The sequence below is a fragment of the Leptothoe kymatousa TAU-MAC 1615 genome (genome assembly GCF_018739865.1).
GTDB classification, from domain to species: domain Bacteria; phylum Cyanobacteriota; class Cyanobacteriia; order Phormidesmidales; family Phormidesmidaceae; genus Leptothoe; species Leptothoe kymatousa.
On sequence record NZ_JADOER010000008.1, the window covers coordinates 89068 to 109067 of the forward strand.

General features: G+C 45.0%; 13 protein-coding genes. 3 read left to right on the plus strand and 10 right to left on the minus strand.

Annotation, left to right across the window (positions count from 1 at the left end; genetic code table 11):
- Positions 1-177 precede the first annotated feature (177 nt).
- The 9 genes from IXB28_RS09600 to IXB28_RS09640 all read right to left on the minus strand — a co-directional run bounded on the left by IXB28_RS09600 (position 178) and on the right by IXB28_RS09640 (position 11603).
- Positions 178-1356, minus strand: a complete 1179-nt coding sequence (locus tag IXB28_RS09600) for a glycosyltransferase family 4 protein (protein WP_215618360.1) — start codon at positions 1354-1356, stop codon at positions 178-180.
- 20 nt (positions 1357-1376) lie between these two features.
- Positions 1377-2537 (minus strand): glycosyltransferase, encoded by a 1161-nt coding sequence (locus tag IXB28_RS09605; RefSeq protein ID WP_215618361.1) that lies wholly within the window; start codon positions 2535-2537, stop codon positions 1377-1379.
- Positions 2538-2584: 47 nt separating this feature from the next.
- Entirely contained in the window at positions 2585-3916 is a 1332-nt protein-coding gene (locus IXB28_RS09610) for a hypothetical protein (RefSeq protein ID WP_215618362.1), read from the minus strand.
- A gap of 150 nt (positions 3917-4066) precedes the next feature.
- Entirely contained in the window at positions 4067-5017 is a 951-nt protein-coding gene (locus tag IXB28_RS09615; RefSeq protein WP_215618363.1) for a sulfotransferase family protein, read from the minus strand.
- Positions 5018-5134: 117 nt separating this feature from the next.
- Entirely contained in the window at positions 5135-5914 is a 780-nt protein-coding gene (locus tag IXB28_RS09620; protein WP_215618364.1) for a sulfotransferase domain-containing protein, read from the minus strand.
- Positions 5915-5947: 33 nt separating this feature from the next.
- Positions 5948-7261, minus strand: a complete 1314-nt coding sequence (locus IXB28_RS09625; RefSeq protein WP_215618365.1) for a flippase — start codon at positions 7259-7261, stop codon at positions 5948-5950.
- Positions 7262-7918: 657 nt separating this feature from the next.
- On the minus strand, positions 7919-9154 hold the full coding sequence (locus IXB28_RS09630; RefSeq protein ID WP_215618366.1) for a glycosyltransferase family 4 protein: 1236 nt from the start codon (positions 9152-9154) through the stop codon (positions 7919-7921).
- 83 nt (positions 9155-9237) lie between these two features.
- On the minus strand, positions 9238-10323 hold the full coding sequence (locus tag IXB28_RS09635; protein ID WP_215618422.1) for a glycosyltransferase family 4 protein: 1086 nt from the start codon (positions 10321-10323) through the stop codon (positions 9238-9240).
- Positions 10324-10784: 461 nt separating this feature from the next.
- Entirely contained in the window at positions 10785-11603 is an 819-nt protein-coding gene (locus IXB28_RS09640) for an NF038130 family PEP-CTERM protein (RefSeq protein ID WP_215618367.1), read from the minus strand.
- A gap of 2035 nt (positions 11604-13638) precedes the next feature.
- On the opposite strand from IXB28_RS09640, the gene IXB28_RS09645 reads away from it, so the two are divergent.
- On the plus strand, positions 13639-15102 hold the full coding sequence (locus IXB28_RS09645; protein ID WP_215618368.1) for an SLBB domain-containing protein: 1464 nt from the start codon (positions 13639-13641) through the stop codon (positions 15100-15102).
- 83 nt (positions 15103-15185) lie between these two features.
- Here the strand turns inward: IXB28_RS09645 and IXB28_RS09650 are convergent, their stop codons facing one another.
- Positions 15186-15386: a hypothetical protein gene (locus tag IXB28_RS09650; RefSeq protein WP_215618369.1), complete on the minus strand. Its 201-nt coding sequence runs from the start codon at positions 15384-15386 to the stop codon at positions 15186-15188.
- Between the two features lie 76 nt (positions 15387-15462).
- Here IXB28_RS09650 and IXB28_RS09655 point away from each other — a divergent pair, with 76 nt between their 5' ends.
- Together IXB28_RS09655 and IXB28_RS09660 are read left to right on the plus strand one after the other, a co-directional pair.
- A complete protein-coding gene (locus IXB28_RS09655) occupies positions 15463-17721 on the plus strand; it encodes a GumC family protein (protein WP_215618370.1) in 2259 nt (752 codons plus the stop codon).
- Positions 17722-18492: 771 nt separating this feature from the next.
- Positions 18493-19932, plus strand: coding sequence for a polysaccharide biosynthesis/export family protein (locus tag IXB28_RS09660; RefSeq protein ID WP_215618371.1), 1440 nt, complete (start codon positions 18493-18495; stop codon positions 19930-19932).
- Positions 19933-20000: the final 68 nt, after the last annotated feature.

The following is a 20000-nucleotide window of genomic DNA, read 5'->3' on the forward strand; positions in this document are numbered from 1 at the left end:
AGAGATGTATAAGGAATAGACCAAACGGAGTAAAAATAGATGCTCGAAAAAAAAAGGAAGAGTTTTCTATTCGATTGGCTCCTAATTGTTAGATATATGGCAGTAGCTAATGGCAAAAATATTAAAAAATGTAAGGAATTAAATAACATATCAGCAATGAAAACCCCTAAAATTCTTTTAAGAATCTGCGACTAGTTTTTCGAAAAGTTCAACGTAGCTAGAAGCCCAGAAATCTGAAGATAGTCTTTGCGCAGCAAACTTTTCTGCATTATCAGCTAATCTGGCCGATTTCTCTGGGCTAACAAGACAAGACTCTAATATTTTTATTAATTCATTTTTACTGTTATTTTTAACTAGCCATCCAGTATGACCATGTTCGATGACATCGGGAATTCCTCCAACTGGAGTAGCAACAATCGGAAGTTTGGCATGCATAGCTTCATGAATAACATAGGGAATTCCTTCGTTTTTAGATGTCAATGCAAATACATTGGCATTCTTCATGTATCTAGGAATATCTTCTTGCCAACCATGGAAATTAATGTAGTCTTGTAAATTGTTTTTTTCTACGTAAGCCTTACATTGTTCTAGATAATCTTTATCGGCAGATGGCCCAATAAGATCTAACTGAATTTGAGGATATTTTCCACATAAGTTGTTGACAGCTTCTATCAACATTAACTGATTTTTTCTAGGGCTGATAGTTGCTACTGTAACAATACGAAATTTTTCATGTTCACTAGTATACTTGTTTGGTTTCTTTTGTTTAAGAGTCGCAATTCTCTCACTGTCAATACCTGGAGAAATTGCTTTGAACTTATTTCTAAAGATAGAATATGTAGGCTGCTTAAATATGGATTCAGGTTGTGATTTCCCTTCAGTAACAACAATATCTGAAGTGGTTAAACCTATCCAGTGAAGGAATCGCATGAACCCTTTTGATTCTTTCTCCATGCCGATATCCCATACCAGTGGAACGGAAAGTTGTTTAGCAGCTTTGGCAGTTAGTAGTATAGATTTAATTCCTCTGCCCCAAATAGCTTTGACATTATGGTGCATGCAAACTTTTTCTATGGCATGGTTGTACTCTGAAATAGCTCGTAAACTAGCTAATTTCTGAAAGAAGGAATAACCTAAAGTTTTACCACCATAAACATCTAAGATTTCTGGAAACTCAATAATCTCATAGCGTATGTTGGCTTTGCATAACTCATCAGTCAGAGAACTCGCCTTCTGAGTAGCGACGATAGGGCTAAACCCTCTATTAGTAAGCACTTTTGCCAGGTTGATTACAACTCGTGGACCACCTGTAAAATTCTGATTGTATGGATAATAAAGTAGTACGTTGAAACTCATAAATTCTCTAAATAAAGTCGTTAGGCAGTAACCACATTTTCTGATGAACAAGTTTGCTCGAAAAGAGCAACATATTTATCAGCAATACTTGCTGCATTAAATTTTTTCGAGCTTTCTTTACCAGCTAAGGCAAGATGATTTCTCAAATTTATATCATCTAATAAATGAACAATGACGTTGGCAAGAGCATCAGAATCTAGTACTGGAGTTAATAATCCATTCTGTTCATGGGTAATGATCTCTGACGGCCCAGATGGACAATCAGTAGATATAACAGCTGTCCCACAGGTCATTGCTTCAACAAGAACATTTCCAAAGCCTTCAAAAATAGAAGAGAGTACAAATATATCTGCTGCAGCCATATATTTGTATGGGTTTTCTCGAAAGCCTATTAAGTGGACATCACTGTCTAGGGAAAGATGATTAATTTGAGTTTCCAATGATTCTCGTTGCTCTCCTTCACCCAAAATTATAAGTGAGGCATTTCTTTGCTGCCTCACTTGAGAAAATGCGTTTAGTAGAAAAGAAAATGCTTTTTGTTCTACTAAACGTCCACAGGCAACAATTGTTGGCACCTTATAAAGGTGCGTTTCCTCAATGGGTTCTTTACTCAAGTGAATAATACTATTATCAAAGCCTGCGTTATGAATAATAGATAGATTTTGAACTGCTTTGGGAGATAGAATATTTCTTAGGTCTGTAGCCACGCCTTCTGATAAGGCTAAAATTTTATTGGCATAGGGATAAAGCCTTTTCATTAAAAATAGGACCCCTTGACCAAACAAACGATTGGTTCCTGAATATTGTACAGAGGGTGTATTTTGCACTCCAACAATTCGGCAAATATTAGCAATACCTGCAGTAGAAATGAGGGCGGTAATATTAGCAGGATCTAGAAATGAACAGACAATATGTGCCTGACGGGCTAAAACTAGACTTCTTAAAGGTATAACAGATGCTATTAATCGAGCAGTACTAGATGAAAGGTTTCCATCTGTTAGATAGACAATTTCAATATCTTTGGACAATCTTTTTTCATAGCTGCCACCAGGGCAAGCAACTGCCAAGATTGGTTTGATCCGAGTTCTATCAATATTATTTAGGAGTCTCAGAAGATTCATTTCTGCCCCACCATTTCCTAAAGAGGGCACAAAAAATATAGTAGTTAATGGACTTCTCATACGATATCTAAATCACTTACATGAGTACATTAGAAACATTGCAGTCACTAATTCGACAGATTCGTAGGTGACTTACTAAGCCAACTATAATACCTTTTAAGCCTACGCTTGTATTTTCGTTTTGCACGTATTTTGATAGATGTAAGGGTGAACCAAAGAGCTAACAAAGGGATATATGGTAATGGATGTAAAACATTTAATAAACATGCTAGTAAAGTTGTTAAAACAACTATAAATGCGTTATCTGTTGAATCTCCTAATCGGCATACAAGAGCTAAAATCATAGGGCCAACCAAAAAGCCAATCCAACTAAAGTTAGCGATGCTCTCTGCCAAGATAGATGTTGTAATTCCATAGGGCCACAATTTTATAGGTTTTAGCCTGGCTGCAGAAACCATATATCTTGGAAATGGAAGCGGCTTATTCTCCCACATAGAACGAGGGACTAAAAAACCACCAACGTAAAGTAAAAATGTCTGGCCACGATGTTCTAAAACATTTAAAGTCTCAGGATTTAGCTCAGCAAAAATAGCTGTTTTTATGACATCATCTCTGCCATAATCTTCTCTAAAATCTTGATATAGAGCTGCCTGACCAACTGATTCAAGGTCTTTACCTCGTATTGCTGACTTATAATTGTAAGAAAAAACAGACATAATAATCGTTGCTATCAAGAACATAGCTATTATTTGACGTCCCTTCAGGTATCTTTTTACTATTCCTACAAACAGAATAGTGACAAGATAAACAGCAACAATATTTCTCTTCCCGTTGAGCCATATAGCAGAAAATATGAAAGGTGACAAAAAGAGAAAAACTGACGGATTTAACCTACCTTTTCTTAAAGCTAAGAAGCCAGCAAAACCTAAAGCACTCAGAGAACTGGAAAGACCAATAAAACGGTGAAAGTTTCTTTCCGCATCACTTTCAAATAGCTTTTGAGCAGATGCTGCATAGGAAAAATAAAGCTCAGGTCGAGGACTGAAAAAACAAAATATGACTGGAAGAGCGATAATGAAAAAGCAGAACATGATCCCTAGCTTTCTCAATGACTTATTGGAATTTTGAGGTATAAAATTTAAAATATTTTTGGTATGGTAGCTTGCCTTGGTTCTTGCAAGAAACCACCAAAAAATAGGTACTAAGCTTACATAGATACAATAAATTATATTAGTAGTAGCATCACTAGTTGCTGCCTTAAACCCATCTCTAAATACATAGGCAGGTGGTCCAACAAGGACTTCAAATAAGAGTGGTAGCCCGCAGAATAACCAATGTATAACTATTGGAGGAAATATTGAATGATACTGCCCACGTAGTAAAAGTACGACAACTCTAAGAGCCCATCCAAACAACCATAGAAATGTAATTATATTCAAAAGGTAGACGAAATAATACATGGCCCAGATTTTAGTTTTTAGTCGCTACTAAGCTTAGTAAATAAATGTATTTTAACAAGGTTAAGGTTTGCTCAAAAAAAGTTTTGAAAAGCATATAAAATTAAAAAATATACAGTTCCTTCAAAATAGTTAGAAAGTCTTTTTTTGATTTCTATAGATTGTTAACCAACAATCTAAATCTTGATTTATTATTTGGGAAAGCTGACTAATATCCGAGGAAAAAACCGATTCTAACTCTCTTCTCAGCTCTGGTGCGATTATCTGTCTATCTGTTGTTTGAACTCTGGCTAAGTTAATATTTGATGTAATCGATCTTTTTTCTATTTTTACTAAGGACTTGAGAGTCCTTATCCAAGGATACCAGATTCTTTTGTAAGGACGTATCAACTGTAATGGTGTATCTAACCAATGGGCACGTGCTTGTTTTCTCGCATTAACCTTTGGGAAACTTGTTCTATTGTCAGAAGGTATATCTAGAAAAGATAAAACCTGCTGGTATACACTACGGGTATCTTTTATAAAGTCATCAAATATGATGGTTTTAACTTGTTCTCTTGGAAAATAAGAAAATAATCTGGTGAGTTGTTCTGCATAATTTGCATGATCTCTATATTGCAAAAATGAAGGCTCTAAGCAAGTTCTGGGGATAAATGAGCCAGTTCTTCTCTGTTCCTGTAGAGACCAAGCCTTTTCAAAGTCTTTCTCTGTTTCATACCCGTTAAAAAGAAATTCTGAGTGTAATGAGTAAACCATATCAACAGGATTACGCAGCATCACTAGCAACTTAGCCTGGGGATTGAACTCATAAAGGTTTTTGATGGCTTTAGAAGAGTAAAGATAGGAGGCTGAGGCTTCTCCTCTAATCCTTTCTATTTCGGAGCCTTTAAATAAAGCTAAATACTGTTTCTGAGTTCGTACACAGCGAATTTTTGAAAAATCTGTTGAAAAGAAGTGAGGTTCTTTAGGCTGACACATAAAAATGTCAGGATGAGAACGGAGGTATTCACTCATTGCCGATGTTCCACATTTTGGAGCACCTACTAAAAAAAAGTTTGGAAAACGATTTTCAACATTACTCATAGATAAAACTAAAAAAATGAAATAGTTGAACAGAGAGGTTGGCAACCATACTAAATTAGAATTTAAATTTTCTAATTAGCGTAAGCTATTAATACGGAAAAATTAGTTCAGGTTTATTTAGCATAAAAATTTTTCAAATTTAGTACCTGCAAGAGAGGTTCTAATCTCGTCAAAGTTTTCAATTTTATTTTCGTAGTTTCCTATATTTATCTTTTTTAATTCACTCTTAAGCTCAATGTCATTAATAGGAATATCTAAATGTTTAAAAACAGCATTTAAAGTAGGATCTCGATGTTCAGAAAGTAAAGATTCATAGGTGACTGTAATCTGATTTATTCTAGTTTTTCTTAATATAAAATTAGCGATTTTATGGTTTCTCTCTCTAGAGTAAATGACATTCCAAACAAATTTAGGATCCAAGTAAACAGCAGACAGTTTCTTCTTCTCTTTGGTATGAGCAAACTTATATTTATCTCTATTAGCTAACGAAATTGCAACATCTAAATGATTCTCTCTTACCAGATGGACTATTTTATGATTTTCAATAAATATTTTAGGAATAATTTCTGGATGTCTAATAAGGTGCTTGTACATCATTTTGCATCCGATTATTTTATGGGCAGTTGGATAACGTTGTATATTTTTCAAATAATCAAATGTCACCCATGGCCTTACTGCTCTTTTTCTGTTGGAACAATACTGTGTAAATGTTTCAAGATATGGATCGTCCCAAAGCCTGTTCTTCTTTAGAAAGGCTTCCTGTAAAGCTGCAATGTCTGGATGACTATTAAGCAAATCAAGTAGCCAAGTTGAGCCACTTCTAGGCGATGTTAGCAGGAAAAATAAGTTGCTTTCTAGTCTTTCAGATTTCATAAGCTTAAAATTTTCAATGAGCACTTAAGTCTTTTATCTCTTAAATCAACACTAAAGCTAAAAGGTTAATGGAATAATCGTGGTGTTGATATTCAATTTTTTCACAACAGCTCTAAAGTTAAGTATATTTACCAACATAATACTTGAGAAAGTTGCCAAAGCTGCGCCAACAGCACCATATTTCTGAATAAGCATGAAATTAAGTATCACATTTAAGGCGGTACTAATAACGCCAGAAACAGCTATGTCTTTCTCGTTATTGGTCATTGCTAGTATCAAACCAACTGGCCCAAAGAAAGCATCTATTAATCGACCCAACACAAGAATTTTTAAGGCACTTCCAGCTTCACTAAAACCATTTCCAAATACATTTAATATAAACCCTGAAAAGATAACGATGATAGCAGATATAGAAAGTGATATGAATAATATGAAACGAGTATTTTCTGATACAACAGCTTGCATTTCACTAGTTTTATTTTCTACATTAAGCTTTGCTATCTTAGGTGATAAAACACTATTGACTGACATTAAGCTCAATGCAACTAAGGAAGCTAGGCGTGCAGAGATGGAGTACAGCCCCACTTCAGTAGAGGTACTAAAGATACCTAGCATTACTATATCAGTCCTCACTTGAATGAGTCGAATTGCTTCGACAAACATGAATGGTAAGGAACGAGTTAGCCATTTAAAGCTAGATAGATTTAAATTTAGACGAGCTAAATGAACTTTTTTAGGTGTAACCCTATATTGAATTATTGCACCCAATATAAAACTCAAAAAATTTGCTAATATGAATAGCCCAACAGCGATAATTGGAGTCAGATATTTAGGAGCAAGAATTGATACAAGTAGCAGTGATATAACAAAAATAAGTGGCGAAACTAGCATCTCCGGTATGAGGCCAAGAATAACTTTATTAAATCCTTTGGTAACTGATAATCTAATATTTTTAAGTGCAATGATAGGTACAGAGGCAAGACCGAGAAAAAAAGCAGAAAGCATAATGGCATCATTAATAGGCTTTAGAAAAAAAATAACGATACCAGTAATGAAAGCAATGGTGAATGAAGACGCTATTGTTAAAATGGTCGAAAAGTAAGTGAGGTTCTTTATTTTTTTCCAATCTTCTTTAGCGCTATTAACGGATATTTCTCTTACTAATAGTTTGTCGAAACCTAAAGTAGAAGGAATGCTTAGGAGGGATGACCAAGTGATTGCATAAGAAAACGCTCCAAATCCATTAACACCAAGATTTTTAGCTAATAAATAACTCAGTAAAAACGACAAAGATAAATTTAATAGCCTTATTAAAAGAGATAGCTTAGCTCCTTTTATACGATTTTTTTTATGCATTTGAGAGTCGCTCACAAAGTTTGAATTTGAGGATAAAATAATAGCCTTTAATTTAAAGAATAATCATGAATAAATAACTTCAAAAAATATTTCCAGTTAACGCATTCTGGTATTCAAATTATTTAATTAAATACTTTTGGAAATACTAAGAATTACATATGGTAATTTCAGCTCTCATGAAGTGCGACCAAAAAAAACTATACTTACTTAGCTTTAGCTTTCAGTCTGTACCTCATTGGATAGAACAACACTGTATCTGACGTTTAATTTTTTAATTGATTAAAATCATAAAATCTATTCTGAGAAATATAGATGTATTAGCTAAATTTAAAGTAGAAACTTATATGGGTTCCCAAAAGACTAATAACAGATCAGTGGCGATATAAGGCCTTAACGCACTTGAATGAAGCTTATGCTGCATAAGGGATTTAAGCGATCTTTCGTAGCAAATCCTGGATCTATTGCTACAAAAGAGTTTGAGCTATTTTAACTTGCTATTTAGCAACAGCTCTAATGGTTGAATTTTAAGGAATACTACTAAGCGTAATGAATTCTTAGATAGTAACGAAAATTCAGTTTGGAAAATAATTAAGCAATTGGAATTTATCTGAATCCCCTACTTCTAGGAAACTCGCAAGCTCTCACCTGTCAATTGATATATTCCTGGGAAAATCAAACTGCTGTACTTAAGGAAGAAGCATTAGAAATTACACTAGATGAATTGTTGAAAATACCCATTTGCGCGTAAACTTCAATCGTTTGCTTGACAATATCTTTGACGTTGAATTCACGAATAACTTTTTCTCTGCCCAAACACCCCATCTTTAGTCGAAGTTCACCATCATTTATCAATGTTTCAAGAGCTTCTGCTAAAGATTCAAATTCCTTTGGAGGAACTAGAAAACCATTAATGCCAACATCAATGACATCACGACAACCAGGAACATCAGTCGCCACCAAAGGTTTACCCATTGCTGATGCTTCTAAAAGTATTTTGGGTACACCTTCACCGCCATGGGATGGCAGAACAACAATATCGGCTTCAGCAATAACATCCTCAATATTGTCCACATGTCCAAGCCATTCAACTATACCCTTGCTTTCCCAATCTGCTATTTTCTCTTGGGAGATAGCTGTTGGATTTCCAGGATAAAGCGCACCAGCTAACTTGAACCTCGCATTGTACCCTTGCGCTTTGAGCCATTTCGCTGCCTCAATATATTCATATATACCCTTATCACCAACAATTCTAGAAGCTAATAAAACAGTTGATTCTTCAACATTTTCAGGTGATAGGTTCAATTTAAATCGTTGAGAATCTACACCAGAACTACGAATTAATACAGACTTCTGGGGATCAGCCAAACCCTCTCTCACCAGCAAAGATAAATCATCAAAATTCTGGAAAATTACTTTGCTGTTCTTAGTATTTAATGCAATATAGTACATTGGCTTGGTCAAAAATCTAATCAACTTAGCTTTAAGGCTCTTGTTGATAAAGATATAGCCTAGGCCAGTAATAGCATTGACGGTACTTTTAATTCCGCTTAACTTAGCTGCAAATGTACCGTACAAAACACATTTGATTGTGAAATGATGTACGATATCGGGCTTTTCCACTAAATAGATAAGTACTAATCTAAAAATGGTGTATAGCTCCATAAAAGGATTGGTACTTCTCCTTTCCAAATCTAAGTCAATCCACCAAAAACCTTCAGCTTGAAGTTTTTCTGCATACTTATCCCATGGGGATACAACGACAACTTGAGCCCCGCGTTCCCGTAAAGCCTGCAACAAAGGAAGTCGAAAATTGTAAAGATACCAACCAGTATTAGCTACCAGTAAAACCTTCTCCTGTATTCTTGTTGAGTTTTGACGCTTGTTTGTGGTCCGGTTGGATAAAAGCATGTTGTTGCTAAATCAGCTGAACGGCTAAGGAGGCTTCTCCCTTCGATGTGAGAGAAGATTCAAGATTTTCTAAAATATTGCCTTCAATCACTCACAAAAGATTGAGATATTTCTTTCGATTGCCAGGCTTTCCAAAAAATAGACATTGCAACTGGTGTAACCCCAGCAATGATAAGGTTTCCATAGGGGATTTGAACGATCAAAAATGCCCAACATCCCATCCAAAGAGTTAGGGCATAAATAAATAAAACAGTCCACCTATGGGACAGCCCAACTTTCAATAATCTATGGTGCAAATGACTCTTGTCTGCCTCAAAAGGAGACTTCCGCCGGATTAGCCGAGAAACAATCACCAGCATCATATCAAAAATTGGCACTGCCAAAACAATCAATGGAATTGTTACAGCTGTTGCTCCTTTAACTAAACCGGTAATACTAATTGTCGCAAGCATAAAGCCAATAAAGTAAGAGCCACCATCTCCCATAAATATACAAGCTGGATTAAAGTTGTAAACCAAAAAGCCACACAAACTGCCTACTAAACATATTGCCAATAGTGCAACCGATGGCTCCCCCATAGATAAACAAATACAGGCAGTAATTAAAGTAGAAATAGCACTTACTCCAGAGGCAAGACCATCTAATCCATCAATCCAGTTGATGGCATTTACCATGCCTGCAATCCAGACCAAGGTGATGGGTAAACTGAGCCAGCCCAGATGAACAATGCCTACACTGGGCACCGTAATAAAGTCGATGCTGATGCCAAAGCTCCACACTACAGTGGCAATGGCAAACTGGCAGATGAGACGAAGCTTTGGAGAGAGAGAATATAAGTCGTCTAGAAATCCTAATAAAAAGTAACCAGCCCCCCCCATTAACATAACTAGAATTTCTTGGTGATCCTTGGGCAGTAGGTCACTAAAACCACCGACATACCAAAGACCGAGTGCCGCTACCATGGTGCCAACAAAAATGGCAACACCGCCAAGACGGACCATGGGGATTTCGTGTACTTTGCGATCGCACGGTAAATCCACCCGACCACAATGTATCGCCACCCCACGCACAATGGGCACACTAGCTAACACAACAGAAAACGCACCGGCAAAAGCAAACAAATAATAAGCGTAGTCAGAAATAAATGAGAATGCTGAAGAACCAAGCATTACACCACTGCCAATAAAAATTAGAAAACAATAAATGTGTTCGATATGGGGCAAATAATAAATTTCTGGTGATGATGCCAAACAAAATGACCTTGATATACGTCACCTAACTAGACCAGAGCAAAAAGAGGCATCCTTGGCAGCAAAACCCACCAGCAATTTGTTACTCGCTCAAAAAGGCAGATGCATCGACTCGTTCGATAAATCGTCTGTAGCAGACAACATATCGTTGGGCCAAAGTGTCTAACCAATGCTCAAAAAAGGCAGGCAGACGTAGATTCAGGAACCCTACAACAACGTTCTAATGCGGGGTTTACGATTCAGGACTTCGCACCTAATAAAGACACAAAAACAAGAAACGCAAACAAATAGGAACTCTCTACTTCACAAAAGGTACCTATAGTTAGAATTGTCTCTCTACCAAATAAAAACCATTTCGTAAAGAGACAAATGCACAATCTCTACATGGCAGACCGCCGCCGCCGCTGACTCCAAGCGGCAAAACCGCCCGCCACCGCCACACCGATCAACCCCATGGGCTCAGGCACAGAAGGCGCATTACTCGCAATCACCACCTGATAGTTGCCCGTAAACGACAGGGTGCCATCCGCCGAAGCAACACCCGAAGCCGTCGGCGCCTCGCCAATGCTATACAAAAAGCCAGAATTGCCCTGGTAGTCGTAGGCAACAACCTCACTGGCAAAAAAGTCTGGCAAACCAGGCAACCCAGATATGCTAGGCAACCCCAGCTGGGTAGTGGCCAGGTCAATCAACAAATTGGGTTCCAGAAACCCAGCCAGGTCAATCTCCACAGAGCCATCGCCCAGTTCCGTCACCGACTCAATGTTGGCATCGCTCAGGCGAGCATCCGCATCAACCGTGTCAAATGCAGTCCTCAGGTCGGCTTGGCCCAACCCAAAGGGGGCCAACAACGGCTGCAGCCCCGCTCCATATATAGACCAAGCATCATTAAACCAGTCGTCGGCCAAGCCCCCGTCCCAGTCGGCCTGGGTCAAACTCCGCAATGTGAGCTCCCCACCGCCTAGGCCCAGGCTCAAACCACCCTGCAACCCATCCAGGCCGCCATCGGTTTCACCCAGCTCAATGTTGCCCCGACCGCTGAGCGCATCGGCTGCAGTGCCACCGGGCGTTAATGAACCAGGGGTCGTTTCAGTAAAAATTTCAACGGTGCCTGATGTGGTTTGCGCCATCGTCGGTAGTGCCGCAAATGCAACAACCCCCAAAGCAGCCCCAAAACCATATATAAAAGTCTTCACCATGCTATCCGAAACAGATTACAGAACAAACGAACAAAAATTCAAGGAACAAGTCAGAAGTCCCAGCAGTCCTTTCCTAGGTCTCAACACAGAGTGGGATAAACTCAAATCTTGCACCTGGTAATGATCCAAAGGGGTTACAGGATCCCTAGAAGCTCCAAGTACCCAGCCACTAAGCGAATCTTGTCCCTTTAGTGGACAGCCCTCAGTTAGTTTTGAACCTAACGTGGATTGCAGCTAGAAGCCCCAAGTACCTACCCATTAAGCGAATCTTGTCCCTTTAGTGGACAGCCCTCGATTAGCGTTAGGTTTTGAACCTAACGTGGATTGCAGGCTGCAAGCTCCAAGTACCCAGCCACTAAGCGAATCTTGTCCCTCTAGTGGACAACCCTCAGTTAGTTTTGAACCTAACGTGGGTTACAGACTCAAACCTGGCCTGGTGCAAAATCTCAGATAAACTCCTTCGAAATTCCGAATTCACATCCCAACCCAAGACCTGTCAAAACCTTCAGAAACGAACAACTCCATTTCAGATCATGCTCCGGTGAGCGGACGATCTTGAAACCCACTTCACAAAGGCAACCTTCGCGTAGCGTTTCAGTAAATACACCATCAAGATGATACGGAGACGTCCATAGATGTCCGGATAAAACCGGACTCCAGCTCAGGACTCAGAACAGCGGGCACACAACTCCATAGCAATTCCTTAGATCCATCATTCTTAGGGCATTCAGGCACTCCGACTAATCCGTTGCAGTGTTGACGATTTCCGATTTAATCCTAGCCATAGGGCTAGGTTGCATCAAAAAAAACTGCTGATCTTCAAATTAGCTTCATAGAAAATTGGCGAATAATATCAATTTTCTATGCTAAAGCCGAAAATTTACTAACCTAGCTGTTCGTCTCACCGAACAAAGGGGATCACACACCGCCATCGAACTTTTTGGGCCCATAGCACGGTTGCGATACTACACAACGTTATTTACAGAGCTGGTCCATACAGACCCCTAATCCGCAGTTGCACAATGGCCGAAACCCTCTTTAGCTAAGACGTTCACCCCAGGGCAAAGGTTGAACACCCACGAATAATAGCAGCTGATTTCCCAGCGATATCGTTACATTCAAGTATTTATTTGCCGATGGATAAAAGTGAAGCTTCAATGAAGTTTTGGTCAAATACTTGATTTTTTTAGTTTCCTTAGCTACGTACTTAGCCGCACCCTCGACGTTTGGCTAATGGGCATAAAGCCCTGCCAGCCTTGGTGTTCAAACGATGCCGGCCCTGGGTGAAATTGCACACGCCCACCCCACATAAAGCACAGCGAACATAACTTCTCAAAACGAGCGGCCTTAATAAAGGCATTTATAAAGGTTTTACATTCCAGTTTTTAGGCCCGTGTAGTACGTAGCCTTCGCCCACCGTTTTCAGGCACCCATAAATAACCCGCAACAGGTTAGGAATGAGAATTTAACACTGTACCGACTTATCCCCTCCCAGTAGACCCCAGAGCAACCCAACGCCCACACGTAGGTTGGGTAGACCCCAGAGAAACCCAACGCCCACACGTAGGTCGGGTAGAACCCAGAGAAACCCAACGCCAACACGTAGGTTGGGTAGACCCCAGAGAAACCCAACGCCAACACGTAGGTTGGGTAGAACCCAGAGAAACCCAACGCCAACACGTAGGTTGGGTAGAACCCAGAGAAACCCAACGCCAACACGTAGGTTGGGTAGAACCCAGAGAAACCCAACGCCAGTAATTTAGGAGCACTCCTAATTCCTAAATTTCCATCAGCAAAAATTATCCCTATAGCTACCCCGCAGGTTTTTTGCGTATAGTTGTCCTAACTAATCCAAATTTGTTGTCCGATTTAACCCCACCGACCCCGGTCTTTATCTACCAGGTGATTGCGGTCCACGGAGTTAACCCACAGCCCTAGTCCGTTCCCTATCGTTTCGGTTAATCCGCATCTATAGATCCTCCATAGGCCATCCATAGATCCCTAACCACCATGGAAATGTTTAGCATCTACTACTATGAACAGTTTTATTTTTCCTGCCAGCAGGTCTGGCCCACCCCTTGGCCTACCCATCGCCCTAGCCATCCTTGCGGCTGCCGCTGAAGCCAGCGCCCTGCCAGCGCTCCCAGCGCCGCCGCCGCCCGCCATCAGTTCCGCCCAAGCCAGCCTCAACGACGTCTACCTCCTAGGCCCCGGCGATCAACTATCCATCGATGTGTTCAATGTGCCGGAATACAGTGGCGAGCAGCAGGTGCTCGCCAACGGCACCATTAATTTACCGGCGGTGGGCCAGCTGTCGGTGGTGGGCCTCACCCTGCCCCAGGCAGAAAAAGCCATTGGCGAACTCTATCGGGCCAAGGTGCGCTACCCCCGTATTACGCTCAGTGTGCTCACCCCCCGCCCCCTGCGCATTGCCATCAGTGGCGAAATCTATCGCCCCGGCGTTTACACCCTGTCGGTGGACGAATTGGGACAGTTTCCCACCCTGGTCAACGCCATCCAACTGGCGGGGGGCATTACCCAGGTGGCCGACACGCGCCAGGTGCGGGTGCAGCGCAAGGGCATCAACGGTCAACTGCGCGAGGTGGTGAGCGATCTCTCCGCCCTCATCGGCGAAGGCGATCTGGTGCAAGATATTTCCCTGCGCGATGGCGACTCCATTGCCATTGTCCAGGCCGATGCCATCGACCTTAAGGAGTCTAGCCAAATTGCGGTGTCCAATTTGGCCACCGACGCGGAAGAGGCCATCAGTGTCTTTGTGGTGGGGGAGGTGTTTCGCCCCGGTACCTATAACTATGCGTCGCGACCCACCTCCAGCCAGTCGGTGACGGTGGGGGACACCAGCAGCAATACGGTGCAGCAGCCGGGCCGGCTGACGGTGACCCGCGCCCTGCGCCTGGCGGGGGGCATTAAGCCCCTGGCCGATCTGCGCCAGGTGGAGGTCAAACGCACCACCCGCGCCGGCGATAGCCGCACCATTCAGCTCGATCTGTGGCAGCTGGTGACGGCGGGGGAAGGCAGCCAGGATATGGTGCTGCAGGCGGGGGATACCATTGTGGTGCCCACCGCCGACGAGGCCACCCCGGAACAGGTGGGCCTGCTGACGGCAACAAACCTGTCGCCGGATACAATCGCGGTCAACGTGGTGGGCGAAGTGGAACGCCCGGGGGCGGTGGCGGTGGCGGCCAATACTACCCTAAACCAGGCGGTGCTAGCGGCGGGGGGCCTCAACCGTCGCGCCCAGCAACAGGTGGAGCTAATTCGCCTCAACCCCAATGGCACCGTCACCCAGCGCACCATTGATGTGGACCTGTCCCAGGGGCTCAACCCCGACGGCAACCCGATTATGCAACACAATGACATTGTGGTCGTAGACCCATCCACCACCGCCCGCCTATCCGATGGTCTCAATACCCTGTTGGGGCCATTCCTAGAGATTTTGCCAGTTAACTTTAATGGCTGGAACGGCCTTGACCTTTAGGGCCTAGGTATCTGGGTTCCCCTTGCCACGGCTACGGTGTACATACAAGTCATCGTAAAATCGCCTAGGCTTCTGAAAGCCCCCTAAATTCCCCAAATGGGGGCCAATGCAGGATTTTGAGCTTTAGTCCGAGATGTGTATATACGGCAGCCTTGCCAAGGGGAACCGTCAGGGAGGGGGCTGGAACCCTTGCGCAAATGATCGAACACACCTCCGTTGGTGCCCCTTACCAAGGGGCACCGCTGCTGGCCATATTCCATGCCAATAGTCTTCCAGTTGGCCATAGACCTTCGCCTTTGTAAGAGCAGAAGACCACACACCACCCGCACCAACAATACTGTTTAAGAGATCGCAAAATCTATGAATACGTTAGATGGGATCAGCACCGCCAATGAGGAGAAACTAAAAGGAGTTTCCTGGGCTCAGGTGCCATGGGATGAGGACGATCTTGATCTAAAACAACTATTGTCGGTGTTGCGGCGGCGCAGTTTGCTTATCGCCGGCATTGCGGCGGGGGTGATGGGCTGTGTGTTGTTTAATACCCTGCGCCAAGACCCGGTCTATGAAGGCGCTTTCCAGGTGCTGGTGGAACCGGTCAATGCGGATAACCAGGTGCAAGACTTTGGCGATGTGCTGGCGGACGCCCTGCCCAGTTCGTCCTCGGGCCTCGACTATGAAACCCAGGTGCAGGTGCTGCGCAGCCCCCGGCTCATTGAACAGGCCCTGGGGGCTTTACGCGCGGTGGATCCGGAGCTGGACTATGAAAGCCTGTTGCAGGATCTGGCCATTGTGCGGGTGGGGGAAACTAAAATTATTGAGGTGCGCTACCGGGATGGCGATCCGGAGACGGTGCGACAAATTTTGACAGTGTTGTCCAATGTGTATTTGGAGTATAGCCTCAAGGAACGCCAGACCAACCTGCGCCAGGGGATTCAGTTTGTTAACAAACAACTGCCGGACCTGCAAGGCCGGGTGGACCAGTTGCAGGGGCAGCTGGAACAGTTTCGCAAGGTGCACAATTTTATTGACCCCACCACCCAAAACCAACAGATTGCCAGTCGCGCCCAGGAACTGAGCACCCAGCGGTTGGCCATCGATCGGCAGCTGGCCCAGGCCCAAACGTCCTACGATCTGTTGGGGGCGGATGGCAGCGAGGCCGCCCTGCAGGAGGCGACGGTATACCAGGGGCTGATCCAACAGCTGCGCCAGGTGGAAACGGAAATTGCCGCTGGGCTAACGCGGTTTCAGCCGGATACGCTAGAAATTCAGGTGCTCCAGGAGCAACGTGAGCAGCTGCTGCCGGTGCTAGAGGCGGAGGCCCAGCGGGTGCTGAATGCGCAATCGGTGGGGGCCTTAAATGATATTCAGGTATTGAAAACCCAAAGCCAAACCCTGGCCCAGGCCGAATCTCAGCTGCAAACAACCCTGACGGATCTGCCCACCCTGGCCCGGGAATATAGCGACCTGCAGCGGGAACTGGAGATTGCGGTGCGGGCCCTGAGCCGCTTTTTGGAAACCCGCGAAACGTTGCAAATTGAAGCGGCCCAAACGGAAATTCCCTGGGAGCTGATCGAACCGCCCCTGGAGCCGACGGTGCCCATTTCCCCCAATGTTAAGCGCAGTTTGGTGTTGGGCACGGTGGCCAGTTTGTTGTTGGGGGTGGGGGCCGCCCTGCTGCTGGAGAAGCTGGACAGCGTCTGCCGTACGGTGGATGAAATTAAGGGGATTTTGAAGCTGCCCCTGTTGGGGACGGTGCCCTACCAGCGAGAGTTTGATGACAGTGAGCGGGCTAGCGGCGGCGGCGCGCCATTAGGCGCGTTTGGCGGCGTTGCGGGCGGTCTCCAGAGCTGGCTGCAGCGGCGGACCAACCCCGGCACCTATGGCTACGGTGGGTCGCAATTTTTGGAGTCCATGCGGCTGTTGCAGACCAACCTGTTGTTGTTGGGGGCAGAACGCCCCATCCAGTCGATTATTTTAAGTTCTTCCATGCCCGGGGAAGGCAAGTCCACGGTGGCGCGCCACCTGGCCCAGACCGCCGCCACCATGGGTAAGCGGGTGCTGCTGGTGGATGCCGACCTGCGCCGCTCGGTGATCCATAAGCGCCTGGAATTGCCCAACGCCAAGGGCCTAAGCGATTTGCTATCGGGCAATGCCAGCCGGGAAGAGGTGTTGCAACGGGCCATGCCCTTTGTGGAATTTTATGCAATTACGGCGGGTAGTGTGCCCCCCGACCCGGTCAAGCTGTTGTCGTCCCAGCGGATGCAACAGTTGATGCTAGACCTGGAACAGGAATTTGATCTGATTATTTACGATGCGCCCCCCCTAGTGGGCTTGGCCGATACCACCCTGATCGCCCCCCATACGGACGGTTTAATTTTGGTCTCCCGCCTCAACCGCTGCGATCGCGATATTCTTAGCCACGTCATCGAAAATATTCGCTTTTCTAAACTGCCCGTGCTGGGCTTCTTAGCCAACGGCGTCCTACCCGATGGCCAGGGCTACAAATACTACGGCTACGGCTACGACAGCTCCCCCGACCCTGAGCCCGCTAACCATAACGGTGCCGCTGGCGGTGCCGCCAGCGGCCTCAGCGTCAGCGATTTTTTCAAATCCCGCTAACCCTGTTAAAAATAGTCCAGTAGGGGCACACCCTTGTGGTTGCCCTCCGATCTGTGAGTCATTGGCGATAACTGGTTCCCCTTGATAAGGCTACCGTGTATACACATCTCGGACTAAAGCCCAAAATCCTGCATTTGCCCCCCTTAGTCCCCCCAATTCTGGGGGGACTAAGGGGGGCAAAGTCCCCCAGAATTGGGGGATTTAGGGGGCCTTCAGAAGCTAAGCGGTTTTTCGATGACTTATGTGTACACCGTAGCTTGTCAAGGGGAGGACGTTTCTTTGTCCTGTTTGGAATTCTGTGTATATAAGAATTCTCTCTCTTCGCCCCACCCCACTTCTTCACCATTTCACATTTGTTCCGATCTCCCTACAAAAACAACAATCTTCTCCTGTACGGAAAATAGAAATCTCCCCATGGAGTACTCTCCTAGGGTGCCGAAAACAATCCATTGCTCTGGCCTACGAACGTTTCCAGGACTGTCCTGAAGGCCGGATTATCCGGATTGTTACTGATTTTTTTGAAAACTAGGCAGGAAGAGCCTTTAGGCGATTTTTCGATTGCTTTACAAATAGCCGTTTGTCTACATCAAGGCTTGATATTCAGCCCCAAAAACCGTGCAAAGCGCGTAAAGCTAAGTGGATTTCCGGATTGATCGCGATCGCAATCGCAGTTTGCTAAAGGACCCATACAACGTCCGTATGCTCATAACGTCCCCTGGGGCGTGCGCTGTGCCTAGTTTTCTATTGATAATGCCTACAGGTTTAATGTCAATGACTGAGTTTGTCAATTTTTCCACCGTAGTTCGCGCTGTGGTTGGCGCCGGATTCGCTGTAGGTACCATCGTGGGTAGTGCACAGATCACCCAGGCGGCGCTACCCAACTTGCCAGGGGCAGACCTCTCCCCCGTCTCCGTCCTCGACGAAAGCTATTTGCTCGGTCCCGGCGACCTGATCACCATCGATATATTTAACGTTCCAGAATATAGCGGTGAACAACGGGTGCTGGCCAACGGCAATGTCAATTTGCCCGTGGTCGGTCAAGTGTCGGTCAATGGCCTCACCCTGGCCCAAGCAGAATCGGCGATCAGCGCCAAATATAGCCGCGAAGTGCGCTATCCCCAAATCACCGTTAATCTACTCAACCCCCGGCAGCTGCGGGTGGCCGTCACCGGCGAAATCCACGCGCCGGGGCTATATACCCTGGACGCGGGGCAGCGGGGCCAGTTCCCCAGCCTAATTGAAGCCATCCGGCTGGCCGGGGGCATTACCCAGGCGGCGGACCTGCGCCGGGTAGAAATTCAACGCCGCACCGAAAATGGCAGCACCCAGCGGGTGGTTAGCAATCTGTCGGCCCTGCTGGGTCGCGGCGACCTCAGCCAAGATTTTCCGTTGCGCGATGGCGACTCCATTGTCATCTCCCAAATGGAAGAGATTGACCTGGAAGCCTCTCGACAAATCGCCCTGTCCAACATTTCCACCGATGAACAGGAGGCCATTAGTGTGGCCATTGTGGGGGAAGTGTTCCGACCAGGCACCTACAACTATGCCTCCCGGCCCACCTCTAGCCAGTCGGCGGTGGGGGACAATGCCAACGTAAACAGTGTGCAACAGCCGGGCCGACTGACCGTCACCCGCGCCCTACAGCTGGCGGGGGGGGTGAAACCCATGGCCGACCTGCGCCAATTGCAGGTAAAACGCACCATGCGGTCTGGCGAGACGCGCATTATCGACCTCAACCTGTGGCAGCTGGTGGAAGCCGGAGACCGGGGCCAGGACCTGATTTTGCAAGAGGGCGACACCATTTTGGTGCCCACCGACTTCAATGCCTCCCCCGACCAAATTAGTATTCTCACCGCCACTAACCTGTCGCCAGATGCCATTGCCGTTAACGTGGTGGGCGAAGTGGAAGCCCCCGGCCCGGTGGCTGTGGACGCCAACACCACCCTCAACCAGGCCGTACTAGCCGCGGGGGGCTTTAACAACCGAGCCAAGGAAACCGTCGCCTTGATTCGGCTCAATGCCGACGGCACCGTCACCCAGCGCGCCATTGATGTCAATTTGGCCCAGGGCCTAGACGATGAGAAAAATCCGATTTTGCAACACAACGACATTGTTGTGGTAGACCCCAATGCCAGGGCCCGACTGGCGGACGGCGTCAGCAGCATCCTGGGACCCTTCCTGCAGATTTTGCCATTCCGCAATCTTTTTTAATACTCAAAAAACAAGTAACGACCCCACTTTTTAACCCACTTAGAACTCCAGTTTATTTTTGAAATCGT

Coding starts and splice junctions, on each gene's coding strand:
- IXB28_RS09600 (WP_215618360.1), bottom strand. CDS start 1,356: ATGAGTTTCAACGTACTACTTTATTATCCATACAATCAGAATTTTACA.
- IXB28_RS09605 (WP_215618361.1), bottom strand. CDS start 2,537: ATGAGAAGTCCATTAACTACTATATTTTTTGTGCCCTCTTTAGGAAAT.
- IXB28_RS09615 (WP_215618363.1), bottom strand. CDS start 5,017: ATGAGTAATGTTGAAAATCGTTTTCCAAACTTTTTTTTAGTAGGTGCT.
- IXB28_RS09630 (WP_215618366.1), bottom strand. CDS start 9,154: ATGCTTTTATCCAACCGGACCACAAACAAGCGTCAAAACTCAACAAGA.
- IXB28_RS09635 (WP_215618422.1), bottom strand. CDS start 10,323: ATGCTTGGTTCTTCAGCATTCTCATTTATTTCTGACTACGCTTATTAT.
- IXB28_RS09640 (WP_215618367.1), bottom strand. CDS start 11,603: ATGGTGAAGACTTTTATATATGGTTTTGGGGCTGCTTTGGGGGTTGTT.
- IXB28_RS09645 (WP_215618368.1), top strand. CDS start 13,639: ATGAACAGTTTTATTTTTCCTGCCAGCAGGTCTGGCCCACCCCTTGGC.
- IXB28_RS09650 (WP_215618369.1), bottom strand. CDS start 15,386: ATGGCCAACTGGAAGACTATTGGCATGGAATATGGCCAGCAGCGGTGC.
- IXB28_RS09655 (WP_215618370.1), top strand. CDS start 15,463: ATGAATACGTTAGATGGGATCAGCACCGCCAATGAGGAGAAACTAAAA.
- IXB28_RS09660 (WP_215618371.1), top strand. CDS start 18,493: ATGACTGAGTTTGTCAATTTTTCCACCGTAGTTCGCGCTGTGGTTGGC.